Here is a 12,996-nt window from a genome sequence, read left to right as displayed (position 1 = left end):
CATGCGCACGATCGCGGAGCTGGAAGCCATCGCGCGGGAACGGATGGAACCAGCGCACTACGACTATTACGCCGGTGGCGCGGGGCGAGAAGACACGTTGCGCGCCAACGAAGAAGAATTCCGCCGCCGCGTCCTTGTGCCGCGGGCGCTGCGCGGAGTCGGTAAACGCGACCTGTCGGTGGAAATCGCCGGATCGCCGTTGTCGATGCCGATTTTGGTGTGCCCGACGGCTTTCCACCGGCTCGCGCATTCGGACGGAGAACTCGCGACCGCGCAAGCAACCGCGGAGGCGGGCACCGTCTTCGTGTGCAGTATGGCCTCGACGACGGCGGTCGAGGACGTCGCCAAGGTCGCGGACGTACTGTGGTTCCAGCTGTATGTGCAGTCAGACCGCGAGTTCACCGAAGCGGTCATCAGCCGGGCGGAGAACGCGGGCGCGCGGGCATTGGTGATAACGGTCGATTCCGCGGTGCGCGGACGGCGAGAACGCGAATTTCGCCACTCGTTCCACGATCTCCCTCCGGGGATGGCCGCCGAGAACATGCGCGACAGCACCGGTCGCGTGCGGAGTATCGAGATGCCCGTCGATCTGACGTGGGAAGACCTGGGCTGGCTGCGCGCGGCCACGAAAATGCCGGTGCTGCTCAAAGGCGTGCTGCATCCAGACGACGCCCGACAGGCGGTGGCGGCTGGCATCGACGGGATTTTCGTGTCCAACCACGGCGGCCGGCAGCTCGACGGCGCAATTTCGAGCCTGGCCGCGTTGCCGGAAATCGTGTCAGCTGTGGACGGTCAAGTGCCGGTGCTTCTCGACGGAGGCGTGCGAAGCGGCGCGGACGTGGTCAAGGCGCTCGCTCTCGGCGCGGACGCGGTCGGCGTCGGCAGGCCGGTGCTGTGGGGGCTCGCCGCGGCAGGGCAGGAAGGGGTCGCCGAAGTGCTGGAACGGCTGCGCGAGGAAACGGACACCGCACTCGGCCTCTGCGGGGCGCGCACCCCCGGCGAGCTGACCGCGGACCTGGTCCGATGAAGCGGCTCGTGGTCGCCGGGGCGGCCGGGCTGATCGCGACCTCGCCGAAGTGGCTGCCCGGCCGGGTGGTCGCGTTGCGGAACCGGATTTTCGCGCTGGTCAACGGGGACGAGGGCTACCCGGTGCCGGTCGAGGACTTCCGCCGGGTGTACGCCGATCCGGCCGCCGACGGACGCAGCGAGGGCGCCGCGCTGTCCGACCTGTTCTGGTACTGGCTCGCGCCCGGACCCCAGGTGCACCAGGAACATCTGGAGCCAGGCCCGCGCTACGACGAGGTCGCCAAAACGACCCGGAGCATCCTGGTCAAGTCGAAGGCCGAATCGCAGGCGCTGACCGAACGGGTCGCCGCGCGCGTGCTCGACCGGATCGAAACCGGGCCGGGACGGCTGCTCCGGCTGCGCGACGAGATGATGCCGGTCTGGGCCGAGCTGTACTACGAGCTGGTCTTCGGCGAACCGTGTCCGCCGGAGGCGCGGGACCTCATCGTCGGGCACGCCGACGACGTCGTGTCCGCGCTGAAGTGCGTGCGCCCGCGCAACATGCGCCGTCGCGCCCGGCTCACCGCGTACCTGCGCCGCCGCCTCGACGACGTACCGCATCCGCTGCCGTCCCGGCTCACCCGCGAGGAGCAGGTGTTCTACCTGCAAGGGACGTTCTTCAACACCGCGGTCGTGCAGATGTCCGAGGCGATGGCGCACCTGCTGATGGTGCTCGCCGAACATCCGCAGGTGCAGCGGAGGCTCGCGGAAAACCCGGACGACGACGAGTATTTCGACCGCGTGCTGGACGAATGCCTTCGCACGTACCCGCTGTTCGGCATCGCGCACCGGATCAGCACCGGCGACATCGAACTGGCCGACCGGACCATCGACGCCGGCACCGTGCTGCTGTTCAGCTATCCGGAATTCCACCACGCCGGACTGGACCGGGCCGACGAGTTCGACCCGGAGCGCTGGGCCGGTTGCCCCGCGCACCAGCAGAGAAATTTCTTGCCGTTCGGCGTCGCGCAGAACCGGCCGTGCCCCGCGCGCGGCCTCGCCCCGGCGACGATGCGGGTGGTCACCAGGGAATTCCTGCGCCGATTCACCCTCGCCACGAGCGCCGCGCACACCCGGTCGATTCCCAATCGCGGACCGGTTTTCGTCACGCCGCGCGGATCGCGGAGAAATCCGCGGACCGCGCTGGCCTATCTGGCGGTGCGGGATCGCTGGGAAGACGTGTGGCGCAGCCTCGCGCAGTTGGTGTTCGGCACCTACATGGTGCTCGACGCGCGCCGGCTCCGGTTGTGCACCAAACACTTCCAGGGAGGAACTCGATGAGTGCCGTAGAAGCCGCACCCGCGTTTTTCCTGGCGGCCGTGGTGATTCTGGCTGCCTGCCGCGCGGTGAACGCGCTCGCCGTGCGGCTCGGGCAGCCGCCGGTGGTCGGCGAGATGGTCACCGGCGTGCTGCTGGGCCCGTCGCTGCTCGGGCTCCTGCTGCCGGGCGTGCAGGAATGGCTGTTCCCCGACTCGGTGCGGACGCTGCTGTACCTCGGCGGCCAGATCGGGCTGGTCATCTACATGTTCGGCGCGGGCTACGAATTCCGGCTGAGCGCGCTCAAGGAAGGCCGCCGAACCGTGGCGGCAGTGTCCGCGGCGGGCACGGTCGTGCCGCTCGCCCTCGGCGTCGGGGTGAGCGTGCTCGGCGCGAACTGGGCCGGGATCCTGAAACCGGGGGTGTCGCCGGTGGTTTCGGCGGCGTTCGTCGCGGTGGCGATCGCGATCACCGCGTTCCCGATGATGGCTCGGATCATCACCGAACGCGGCCTGGGCAGCACGAGGTTCGGCTCGCTGGCGCTGGCCTGCGGCGCGCTCGACGACGTCCTCGCCTGGATCCTGCTGGCCGTCGTGCTCGGCATGCACGCCGGTACGGCCGGTCCGATCGCGACGGCCATCGGCGGCGGAGTGCTGTTCGTGCTGCTGGTCTGGCTGGTGGTCCGCCGGATCGTGGTGAAGGTGATGGACAACCCGCGGGTGTCGGTGGACCAGCGGATGCTCGTGACCGCCATGTTCCTCTTCGCCGCCGCGTGGTTCACCGACGTCATCGGCCTGTACGCGGTGTTCGGCGCGTTCGTGCTCGGGCTGGTGTTCCCGCGCGGCGAGGCGGCCGACGCGGTGCTCGCGCGGATCATGCCGGTCGGGCGGGTCGTGTTCCTGCCGCTGTTCTTCACCTACTCCGGCCTGAACACGCGGTTCGCGCTGCTCGCCGACCCGAAGCTGCTGCTGTTCGCGCTGGTCTGCATCGCGGTCGCGGTGGTCGGGAAACTGGGTGCCTCGTGGGGCGCGGCACGGCTGACCGGCGAACCGCAACCGGTCGCGCTGCGGATCGGCGTGCTGGTGAACGCGCGCGGACTGATGCAATTGGTGGCATTGAACGTTGGGCTGTCCGCCGGAATCGTTTCGCCCGCTCTGTTCACCGTCCTGGTGCTCGTCGCGCTCGTCACCACGATCATGACCTCGCCGGTGCTCGGCTGGCTGGACAAACGCGACGCCCGCCGGTACGCGGACGGGGAAATGCCCGAATTTCTCCTGAGCGGGCGAAGCTGAGCGATTGCCTACGAAAGTCGAGGGTCGGATGGCCGGATCACTGCGAGTATGGACCTGTGCACGATGAGGCAGAGACCCCGGCGGCTTCCCGGGTGCTCCTGGTCGAGGACGATCGCGATCTCGCCGGGATGCTCGTCGAATTGCTCGCCGGAGAAGGTTACGAGACCGAAGTGGCCCACGACGGACAGCGCGGCCTGCACCTCGGGCTCACCGGAAGGCACGCGGTGGTGATTCTCGACCGGCGGCTGCCGGTGGTCGACGGCCTTTCGGTGCTGGCCCAGCTGCGTCGCCGGGCGGTGCCCGCGCGGGTGCTGGTGCTGTCCGCGCTGGGCGAGCTGGCCGACCGGGTGCACGGCCTCGACACCGGGGCCGACGACTACCTGGTGAAACCGTTCGAGACCGACGAACTTCTCGCCCGGGTGCGCGCGTTGTGCCGCCGCGACGCGGAGCACGCCGAATCCCTCCCGCTCGGCACGGCGGCGCTCGACCTCCAGCGGCACGAGGTCGTGCTGCCGCGCGGCGAGCGGGTGACGCTGTCCGGACGCGAGTTCGAGCTGTTGCGCACGCTCGCACAGCGGCCCAAGGCAATCCACCCGCGCGCGTCGCTGCGCGCGGGAGTGTTCACCGAGTCCGCTGCGGAGTCCATTGTGGACACCTATGTGTACTACCTGCGGCGGAAGCTGGGCCGCGGCGTGGTGAAGACCGTGCACGGCCTCGGCTACCAGATCGGGGCGGTGTGACCACCGTCGTCGCCCCGGAGGCGCGGGCGCTGCGGCGCGCGCGGCGGATCATCGCGGGCCAGATCGCCGTGGTGATCACGATCGTCGTGCTCGCCGCGGGCGCGATCGCGTACTGGGTGCTGCTGCGCGGGCAGGCCGCGGAGACCGAGCGGCAGCTGGATTTCGCTTTGGGACACGGGCTTTCCGCGACCCCGCCCGGCTGCACCTACCTGGTGACGCCGCAGGGACACGCGCCTGCCGGGCGGCTGCCGTTCGCGCTCCCGCCGATTCCCGCGGTGCCGAACGACGGTGATGTGGTGACCGAGGAACGCGTGCTAGGCGGCGCGACGTACACCATCCGCACGGTCAACCGCGACGGCGAAGTCTGGCAGGCGTTCTTCAACGAGCATTACCTGATCTCGGACCGGGAACAGCTGCTGCTGGGGCTCGGGGTGGCCGAGCTGGCGGTGCTGATCATCTCGGTGATCAGCGGATACCTGCTGGCCGGGCGGGCGATCCGGCCGTTGGGCGAGGCGTTGCGCCGGCAACGGACGTTCGTCGCCGACGCTTCCCACGAGCTGCGGGCGCCGTTGACCCGGTTGCACACCCGCACGCAACTCCTCGCCCGGCGCGGCGGTGCGGGCCCGGCCCAGCTGGAAACCCTGGTCTCAGGCACCCGGGAACTGGGCGCGGTGGTCGACGATTTGCTGCTGTCCGCGCAGGCCTGTTCCGAGCGGCCGCATCTGGAACCGGTGCAGCTGGCGGTGCTGGCGGAACAGGCCGTGGCGGCGGAATCGGTCCGCGCGAACGACCGGCAGGTGGACCTCCGGCTGAGCCGTTCGCCCGGTCTGGAGGACGTGGTGCCGGGCGTGCCGACCGCGTTGCGGCGAGTGCTGTCCGCCTTGCTGGACAACGCGATCGGGCACACGCCGCCGGGCGGGTCCATCGAGGTGATTCTCGCCAACCCGGACGCCCGCCACGTCGAACTGCGCGTGTGCGACACCGGGACGGGCTTCCCGCAGCACGAAGCGGAACGGCTTTTCGAGCGGTTCGCCCACGGCGCGCACGGCGAGGGCCGGCGCTTCGGGCTGGGGCTGGCGTTGGTGCAGGAAGTCGTCGCGGGTCACGGCGGGACCATTGCCGCGTTCGGCAAGCCTGGGGTCGGCGCGACGTTCACGTTGCGCTTTCAACGGGCTTGAGCTTGCGGGACTGGAACTTCTTGTACAGGAAGAAATAGAGCTTGATGTACTGGCCGACCAGTACGGCGTTGATGATCGTGCCCTCGCGGATGAAATGCGGTCCGCCAAGGAAGATCAGCCCGATGCCTGCCGAAATCGCGAGCAGCGTGCAGTCGAAGACAGTCTTGATGTTTCCCCATTTGCGGCCGGTCTTCTTCTGCAGGGTGTTGACGAACAGGTCGATCGGCATCAGCACCAGATTGGCGCGGATCATCAGGAAGAGCCCGAACGCCAGCATCGCGTCGGCCAGGAACAGCAACGCGAGATTAGCCGCGTACGGTGCCAGGGAGATCCACTTCGTCGCCATCAGGTTGAAGTCGAGCAGCGCGGCCAGGATCAGTGCCGGTACCAGCGAGAACAGGTTCTGGAGTTTGAATGCCCTTGGCAGCACCAGGAAAGTCAGGATGAGCATGAGCACTTCGAGCATGAGATTGAACGTGCCCTGGCTGAGCGGCGGGAGCACGAGCGTCATCGTGCGGGTCAGGCTGCTTTGCGGGGAGATGCCGATCCCGGCCCGGATGGCCAGGCCGAGACCGAGCGTCAGCAGGTAGATGCCGGCGATGTAGGTGATCCAGCGCCGCACCACGTTTCCGTTGTCGACTACTCCCGCGTCTTTGTCGTAAGGCACGACCGTGACCTCCTCGTTGAGGGTTACTTCATGAATCCGAAACGGTCGAGCGAGATGAACAGGGTCAGGAGTTTGTTGACGACGGGCTCGCCTTCGTTGCGGTTGCCCAGTTTTTCGAGCGCGGTGTCGATTGAGCGGGTCGCGTCGACGAGCTCGGCGAGGTTCATGTCGGCCATCACGCCGTAGAATTCCAGTGGCAGACAGGCTTTCGTCTCACCGTCCTCGGTGACGATGCAGCCGCCGACCAGTGTGTCCAGCTGCTTGAGGTTGGCGCACATCTCCGCGCTCTCACTGCCGACACTCACGAAGTACGCCGACGGGGCGGGCCAGAACGTCGAAACCGCACCACGGTCGATCGACACGCCCTTGAACAACCCAGTGACGATGTGCCGCTCTCCGTCGGGATAGCGCTGCACGACCGAAATTCGGTTGAGCCGCTCGCCTTCGTGCTCGGGCACGACCGCGCCATCGCGGAACGGCACCCAGATCTCTTGGGCGAACTTGAGATGTCCGCGGCCGTAGACGTCGAAAAGCAGCACCTTCGCCTGGTCGCCTTCGGGGGAGACTTCGATCGGCGTCAGGTCGAGTTGCTCGGGAGTCAGATCGGCGAGACCCGGCTTCGGTTTCTTGGCCAGGCTGGAGTAATCGATGCCGACGCGGTTGAGCAGCTTGCGGTCGCGGGCCACCAACTCGCCGCCCTTGAACACGTACCGCGGATTGATCTTCGCAAGACTGTCCGTGAGGACGATGTCCGCGAAGCGGCCCGGGCTGAGCGAACCGAGGTCCCGGTCCTTGCGGAAAGAACGGGCGGCATAGAGGGTGCCCATTTTGATCGCCTTGATCGGCGGCATGCCCATTTCGATCGCGAGCGAGATCACCCAGTCGATATGGCCCTGCCGCAGGACTCGGTCCACCGAGATGTTGTCGGCGCAGAGCTGGAAGTTCTCCGCGGGCCAGCGCCGTTTCACGATGGCACGGAACATAGTCCGGATGACCTCGGGACTTCCGACGCCGAACTTGATCTGGGTGTTCAGGCCGTAGCGGACGCTTTTTTCGATGTCGTCCTCGTTCCAGACGTCGTGGTTGTTGTCGACGCCGATCGCGGGCATGTAGTTCAGCAGCATGTCCGACAGTGCCGTGACGCCCCAGTGGCAGTTCACGAATCCGGAATTCGCGCGGCCCAGCGCGGATTTGCGGAAGTCGTCGGCGTCCCCGGTCATGTAGGACAAGTGAGCGAGTTCGCCCAGTCCGATCACCGGATCCATCTTCAGCATGGCCTCGGTGACGTCCGTCGAGGTCTTCTTCCCCGGCGCGAACGCGTAAAGCCGGTATGGGAGTTTTTCGTGGTCGGCAAACAAGGTTTGGACCGCTTCCACCGCCTCGTCCCCGGCCGCGCTGGCGAAATCCAGGGTTTCCCCGAAGACCGTGGTCGTTCCACTCGGGACGATCGCCTCGCCGAACGCCGCCGGATGCGCGAGCTGCGATTCGAAGTGCAGATGCGCGTCGATCAACCCGGGGATCGCGTAAAGCCCCTCGCCGTCGAAAACCTCACGCACCCGCACGATCGACTCGTCGGGGTTCAGTGCGATGATCCGCTGCCGGTAAACGAGAAGCGTGCCGGGATAGACACTTTCCGTGTGCACGTCGACGATGTTGAGATTGCGCAGCAGCAGGTCCGCTTCCCGCTCGCCGGCGAGAATGTCGAAGATCGTCCGCACGTGCTCTTCTTGCGCGGCAACGTCTTCCGCCGCGAGCAGGGGATAAGTCGGCGATTCCGGCACGGTGTCCTCACTTCGGTGTCGTTGGTGCACTGATAGAACCCGGCGGACACCGTTGCTGACAAGCATTCATTTTCGTACGACGTGTACTCTTTTTTCGTACGCTTAGGAGGTCCGCCCGTGCTCCACTCCCGGTTGCTGCAGTACATCGACGAAGTGGCACGCCTCGGATCCATCCGCGCGGCCGGTGCCCGGCTGCACGTCGCGCCGTCCGCGATCAACCGGCAGATCCTGCTTCTGGAAGCGGAACTCGGCCAGCCGCTGTTCGACCGCCTGCCGCGCGGAATGCGTCCGACGCCAGCCGGGGAAGCGCTTCTCGCGCATGTCCGGCGCACCCTGCAGCAGTACCGCGAGACTGTCGCGGACATCCGCGACCTGCACGCCCTCGGCAGCGGCGAGGTCGTGATCGCCACGATGGCCGGCCTGGCCAGCAGTGTCGTCGCCACCGCCGCGGCGGCGTTCCGGGTCCGGCACCCGCGAGTCCGGATCTCGATCCGCACGATGACGACGCAGGACATCCTGCGCGCGGTCGAGGCCAGCGAAGCCGACCTCGGGCTCGGCTTCAACGTCCCGCCGTCCGCGCACCTCGAAGTCTGCTGGCAAATGAACACCCGGCTCGGCGTGGTCGTCGCTCCGCACCATCCGCTCGCCGGCGCGGACCCGATCCCGCTCGCGCAGTGCCCGCCCTATCCGCTGATCTTCGCCGACCGGTCGATGGTTATCCACGGCATCGTCGCGGAAGCCTTCGCCAAGGCCGGTCTCGACATCGAACCGGCTTTCCACACGAACTCGATCGAGACGATGAAACGACTCGCCGCGTCCGGTGACGCCATCGCGTTCCTGAGCGAATTCGACATCGCCGAGGAAATCCGCGACGGACGGCTCGTCTTCCGGCCGGTGCGGGACGCGTTCAGCAACAACGTGGTTTCGTTGGTACGGCGGGAAAAGCACGGCCATGGGCTGGCGAGTCTTTTGCTGGCGGAGGACATCGTGGGTGCGCTGACCCACGCGCAGACTCCGCGTCCGTAACCGCATGGTGTTCCGGTGCCGGGCTGCGTGGCTCGGCCGAAGCGCCCCAATGCCACATTGGGTGCGCTCAACGCACCGAATGCCACATTGGGTGCGTCGCATGCACCCAATGCCACATTGGGGCTTTTTCAGCGGCTGTGGTGTGCGGTCCCGTTGTCGCTCCCGCTGACGTTCGTGAGGGCCACCCTGAGGGAATCAGATTCCCTCAGGGTGGCCCTCACGAACGTTCGCTCTGGCCGGATCGCGCAGCCCGAGCCGGGGCGGCTTCACGCACTGCGCTCGCGGGCTGCCCTCGCTCAGCGGGCTCGGCGCGGGTGGCGAGGTCCGTGAAGGGCTCCTTGAGGGAATTAGATTCCCTCAAGGAGCCCTTCACGGACCGTCGGCTCAATCGGTGAGGCTGTCCGTCGGCAACAACGCCCGCAACCGCCGGGTCGTCGCCTCGTACTCCACATACGCGCGCGAATTCTCCGGCCCACCGGCGGCCATCAGTTCGTCATGCGCGATCGCCTGCTCCGCGATCACCGAAGCGAGCAGCACCAGAAACCGCGCAGACCGTACCGAGCGGACCGCCATCTCGGCGGAACCGGGAAGGCCTCGCTCGGCGAAGCCCTCGAACACGGCGGTGTTCTCGCGCTGCTTCTCCGCCAGCAACCGGCAGGTCGCCGATTGCTGGCGGAGTTGGTCGGCATAAGCCAACTGCGGCGAAGCGGCATCCCCGGGCTGGCTCACGCCCGACATGATGCCCGTTCTCCGCCGCGGACACCTACTGGATCGGTTCCTAGAGCACGACGACCGTGAACACCGCCGACACCGCAGCGGTGAACAGGGTCGATTCGGGATGGAAGACCCGCAGCGTCAAGCTCCCGGAGACGTTCAGCCGGATCCCGAGGTCGAAGTCGTGGTCCGGCGAGCACGAGGCGGCGGCGAGGTTCACCCACGCTCCGGCCTGGGTTTGCTGCTGGAGGTACAAGATCCCGTCGTCGTCGGCGCGGCCAGCCGGGCCGGTCGCGAAGTGTCCGTGGATCCGGATCTGCTCTCCCTTGTGCACCTTGGCCTTGACCGGTGCGGCCTTGATGTGCACCGGCTTCTTCTTCGCCAGCTGGTGCGCGGCCGGAACCGCGGCCTGCGCGGGCAGGGCGGTCGAGCACAGACCGGCGAGGGCGAGGGACAAGGCGAGACCGGCCCATCGGGCGCGGCGCCGCATCGAGGTCGTAGTCATGTCCTTCAGCGCAGTCCACCGTCGTCCGCTCCGCCGCTCGATTCCCTCGACCGTCGGGTGACAGCCACCGGCAAGGGGGACCCACAAGTTTCGTGACAGTGTTTTAAAACAGTGTTATGGTCGCTCCGCACCCCAAGGAGGCGACCATGCACGGCCCCGTCCAGTTGTTCACCGTCATCGCGCTCGTATCGCTGCCCACCGTCATGTACGGCGGCTACGCGCTGAGCGGCGTCCTGCGCCGCGGTGACCTCACCGAGAAGCAGCGCGGGTTTTTCCGTGCCGGACACGCGCACGCCGGTGTCCTGCTCGTCCTTACGCTCGCCGCGTTGCAGCTGGTCGAGCACGGCGGGCTCGGCGACACCGCGCGCTGGATCGTCTGCTTCCTGCTGCTGTTCGGCGTGCTCGCGCAGTCCGGCGGGTTCTTCCTCGCGATGCTGCGCACCCGCGTCGGCATGAGCGTCACGACCGGCGGCGCGGTGCTGCTCGGCGCGGCCATGCTGCTCACCGCGTACGGCGTCGCGTTCCCCTGACGAAATCGCTGGCGCCGGGTCGTTAAGCTTGATGACGTGCCTGAATACCTGTCAACTGCGCCTGTCAAGGGGACCCGAGACTTCCTCCCCGCCGAAATGTCCGTCCGCACGCAGGTGTTCGGCCATCTCTACGACGTGCTGGAGCGCTACGGCTACCTCCGCTACGACGGCCCGATCCTGGAGCAGGCGGAGGTCTACGAGCGGAAGTCCGGCCAGGAGATCGCCGACCAGCAGCTGTACACGCTCACCACGCGCGGCGGCGAGCGGCTCGCGCTGCGTCCGGAGATGACGCCGTCGGTGGCCCGGATGATCGCCGGGCACGCGAAATCGCTGTCGTTCCCGGTGCGCTGGTACAGCCACCCGAACTGCCACCGCTACGAGCGCCCGCAGCGCGGCCGCGTCCGCGAGCACTGGCAGATCAACGCCGACATCTTCGGTTCGGAAAGCGCGAACTGCGAGATCGAGATGTTCGAGCTGATCCACGACCTGATGGGCGCGGTCGGCGCGACGCCGGACATGTTCGCGGTGCGGGTCAACGACCGGAACCTGCTGTCCTCGGCGCTCACCGACGTCGTCGGGATCTCGCCGGACCACCTGGCGCAGGTGTTCGCGCTCGTCGACCGGTGGGAGAAGACCTCGGCCGAGGAGCACGCGGCGAGCGCCGCCGAGATCGGGTTGTCGGACAAGCAGTACGAGAAGCTCGCCGAGACCCTCGGCGCGGGACCGGCGCTGCTCGACGAGCTGCCCGCGGAGGTCAAGGCCGAGTCGAACCTGGTCAAGGTGCTGTCCAGCAGCGCGGCGAGCCTGGTCCGGTACGAGCCGCTGATCGTGCGCGGGCTGGCGTACTACACGTCGACCGTGTTCGAGGTCTTCGACACCTCGCCGCAGAACCGCCGGGCGCTGTTCGGCGGCGGCCGGTACAGCAACCTCGCCTCGATGTTCACCAAGGAGCAGATCTCCGGCATCGGGTTCGGCATGGGCGACGTGACGTTGATGGACTTCCTCGACACGCACGGCCTCACGCCGCAGCCGCGCAGCGAGGTCGACGTCGCGGTCATCCCGGTCACCGAGGAGCTGGCGGACCCGGCTCGCGACGTCGCGACCGTGCTGCGCAAGGCGGGCCTGCGCACGTCGACCCCGCTGGAGCTGCGCAAGCTGGGCAAGGAGCTCACCCGCGCGGACAAGGCGGGCGCGGTGGCGGTCGTCATCGTGGGCGAGGAGGACTGGGCGGCCGGCCGGGTGACGGTCCGGAGCCTGGCCACGCGTGAGCAGGAGCAGGTCGCGGTGGCCGACGTCCCGGCCGCGGTGCGGGCGATGGTTTCGCCGGCCTGATTTTTCGCGAGGCGGGTGCCGGTCTCCGGACCGGTGCCCGCCTTCTTTATCCGCCGAGCGGCGGATTCGGTGCGATTTCGTCACTCACCGCAGTCGGCTGCCGGTGAACCAGCAGCCGTTTCCGGCTGTCCACAATGGACAGTCAGGGGCCGGTACGTTGGACCGGTCGGGGTGCCGGTGGTCCGCTGACTGGGACACGAACCGGTGCCGGATCCATGTTTCCCGGGCTTCGCGGTCCTGGTCGGCGCCCTCGGAGTTGAATCGAGCACGCTTGGTTGCCATTGCAGGGTCGTCATGATCGGTTCTTTGTAGTACCCTTGCGTAGTCGAGGTTGATCGCCTTCGTTGCGAACCCTTGACCTGGCCTGTTGCCGGAGGTCGACCCCCAGGGCTTCCGGTGACAGGCCTCTTTACTTTCCCCTGGAAGGCTTTTGGCCCCGCTCAGCGGAGCAGCCGCTGCTCACATGAGCGTCGCGGCAAGGGTTCCGCCGAGTTCGGTCACCGCTTCCAGCGCGGCTTTGTCCGGTTCGCCCGTCACGAGCACGGGCTCGGCCACGCGGGTCCAGCCGAGCCCGGTCGTGATCGCGTCGAGTTGCCGCACGGTCCCGGACGTGTCGTTGTTGCCGTGCACGTACGCCCCGAACGGACGGCCCTTCGTCGCGTCCAGGCACGGGTAGTACACGGTGTCGAAGAAGTGTTTCAACGCTCCGCTCATGCTGCCGAGGTTCGCCGGCGTGCCCAGCAGGTAGCCGTCCGCGGCGAGCACGTCGGCCACCGTCGCGCCGAGCGCGGGGCGGCGGACGACGTCGACGCCCTCGATGTCCGGATGCTTCGCGCCGGCGAGCGCGGCCTCGAACATCGCCTGCATCGACGGCGACGGCGTGTGGTGCACGATCAGCAACGTTGGCAT

The 12,996-nt window shown here is 67.7% G+C and carries 13 protein-coding genes; 8 read left to right on the top strand and 5 right to left on the bottom strand.

Translation table 11 applies throughout. The annotated features are described in order from the left end of the window. Window position 1 precedes the first annotated feature (1 nt). The 5 genes from DMP23_RS29445 to DMP23_RS29425 all read left to right on the top strand — a co-directional run bounded on the left by DMP23_RS29445 (window position 2) and on the right by DMP23_RS29425 (window position 5,532). Window positions 2–1,027, top strand: a complete 1,026-nt coding sequence (locus DMP23_RS29445; RefSeq protein ID WP_337823150.1) for an alpha-hydroxy acid oxidase — start codon at window positions 2–4, stop codon at window positions 1,025–1,027. Further along, entirely contained in the window at window positions 1,024–2,346 is a 1,323-nt protein-coding gene (locus DMP23_RS29440; protein ID WP_337823149.1) for a cytochrome P450, read from the top strand. The genes DMP23_RS29445 and DMP23_RS29440 overlap by 4 nt, the downstream gene beginning before the upstream one ends. Continuing rightward, window positions 2,343–3,614 carry a cation:proton antiporter gene (locus tag DMP23_RS29435; protein WP_134667548.1) on the top strand — a complete coding sequence of 424 codons (1,272 nt, stop codon included), beginning with the start codon at window positions 2,343–2,345 and terminating at the stop codon, window positions 3,612–3,614. The genes DMP23_RS29440 and DMP23_RS29435 overlap by 4 nt, the downstream gene beginning before the upstream one ends. Window positions 3,615–3,706: 92 nt before the next feature. Further along, window positions 3,707–4,354, top strand: coding sequence for a response regulator transcription factor (locus DMP23_RS29430; protein WP_134732595.1), 648 nt, complete (start codon window positions 3,707–3,709; stop codon window positions 4,352–4,354). Beyond that, window positions 4,351–5,532: a sensor histidine kinase gene (locus tag DMP23_RS29425; RefSeq protein ID WP_337823148.1), complete on the top strand. Its 1,182-nt coding sequence runs from the start codon at window positions 4,351–4,353 to the stop codon at window positions 5,530–5,532. The genes DMP23_RS29430 and DMP23_RS29425 overlap by 4 nt, the downstream gene beginning before the upstream one ends. Here the strand turns inward: DMP23_RS29425 and DMP23_RS29420 are convergent. Continuing rightward, complete coding sequence (locus DMP23_RS29420) at window positions 5,507–6,199, bottom strand: YczE/YyaS/YitT family protein (protein WP_337823147.1); 693 nt, start codon at window positions 6,197–6,199, stop codon at window positions 5,507–5,509. The two genes, DMP23_RS29425 and DMP23_RS29420, sit on opposite strands and share 26 nt — an antisense overlap. 23 nt (window positions 6,200–6,222) lie before the next feature. After that, window positions 6,223–7,980, bottom strand: a complete 1,758-nt coding sequence (locus tag DMP23_RS29415; protein ID WP_337823146.1) for an adenine deaminase C-terminal domain-containing protein — start codon at window positions 7,978–7,980, stop codon at window positions 6,223–6,225. Between the two features lie 117 nt (window positions 7,981–8,097). Here DMP23_RS29415 and DMP23_RS29410 point away from each other — a divergent pair, with 117 nt between their 5' ends. Continuing rightward, a complete protein-coding gene (locus DMP23_RS29410; protein ID WP_337823145.1) occupies window positions 8,098–9,006 on the top strand; it encodes a LysR family transcriptional regulator in 909 nt (302 codons plus the stop codon). A 384-nt stretch (window positions 9,007–9,390) separates the two neighbouring features. Here DMP23_RS29410 and DMP23_RS29405 read toward each other — a convergent pair whose 3' ends face one another. After that, window positions 9,391–9,744: a hypothetical protein gene (locus tag DMP23_RS29405; protein ID WP_337823144.1), complete on the bottom strand. Its 354-nt coding sequence runs from the start codon at window positions 9,742–9,744 to the stop codon at window positions 9,391–9,393. 40 nt (window positions 9,745–9,784) lie between these two features. Continuing rightward, window positions 9,785–10,225: a hypothetical protein gene (locus DMP23_RS29400; protein ID WP_037816085.1), complete on the bottom strand. Its 441-nt coding sequence runs from the start codon at window positions 10,223–10,225 to the stop codon at window positions 9,785–9,787. A gap of 146 nt (window positions 10,226–10,371) precedes the next feature. Between DMP23_RS29400 and DMP23_RS29395 the strand changes: the two genes are divergently transcribed. Together DMP23_RS29395 and hisS are read left to right on the top strand one after the other, a co-directional pair. Then, a complete protein-coding gene (locus tag DMP23_RS29395; RefSeq protein WP_037816084.1) occupies window positions 10,372–10,755 on the top strand; it encodes a hypothetical protein in 384 nt (127 codons plus the stop codon). Window positions 10,756–10,791: 36 nt separating this feature from the next. Then, window positions 10,792–12,087 (top strand): histidine--tRNA ligase, encoded by a 1,296-nt coding sequence (hisS, locus tag DMP23_RS29390; RefSeq protein ID WP_134669294.1) that lies wholly within the window; start codon window positions 10,792–10,794, stop codon window positions 12,085–12,087. 459 nt (window positions 12,088–12,546) lie between these two features. Here hisS and DMP23_RS29385 read toward each other — a convergent pair whose 3' ends face one another. Then, window positions 12,547–12,996, bottom strand: a complete 450-nt coding sequence (locus tag DMP23_RS29385) for a flavodoxin family protein (RefSeq protein ID WP_009072659.1) — start codon at window positions 12,994–12,996, stop codon at window positions 12,547–12,549.

It is taken from the genome of Amycolatopsis sp. A1MSW2902 (genome assembly GCF_017312175.1).
In the GTDB taxonomy this organism is placed as follows: domain Bacteria; phylum Actinomycetota; class Actinomycetes; order Mycobacteriales; family Pseudonocardiaceae; genus Amycolatopsis; species Amycolatopsis nivea.
The sequence above is the reverse complement of the archived record's forward strand: the minus strand, read 5'-3'. Positions and strand labels throughout refer to the sequence as shown.

Coding starts and splice junctions, on each gene's coding strand:
- DMP23_RS29405 (WP_337823144.1), bottom strand. CDS start 9,744: ATGTCGGGCGTGAGCCAGCCCGGGGATGCCGCTTCGCCGCAGTTGGCT.
- DMP23_RS29440 (WP_337823149.1), top strand. CDS start 1,024: ATGAAGCGGCTCGTGGTCGCCGGGGCGGCCGGGCTGATCGCGACCTCG.
- DMP23_RS29400 (WP_037816085.1), bottom strand. CDS start 10,225: ATGACTACGACCTCGATGCGGCGCCGCGCCCGATGGGCCGGTCTCGCC.
- DMP23_RS29445 (WP_337823150.1), top strand. CDS start 2: ATGCGCACGATCGCGGAGCTGGAAGCCATCGCGCGGGAACGGATGGAA.
- DMP23_RS29395 (WP_037816084.1), top strand. CDS start 10,372: ATGCACGGCCCCGTCCAGTTGTTCACCGTCATCGCGCTCGTATCGCTG.
- DMP23_RS29385 (WP_009072659.1), bottom strand. CDS start 12,996: ATGCCAACGTTGCTGATCGTGCACCACACGCCGTCGCCGTCGATGCAG.
- DMP23_RS29435 (WP_134667548.1), top strand. CDS start 2,343: ATGAGTGCCGTAGAAGCCGCACCCGCGTTTTTCCTGGCGGCCGTGGTG.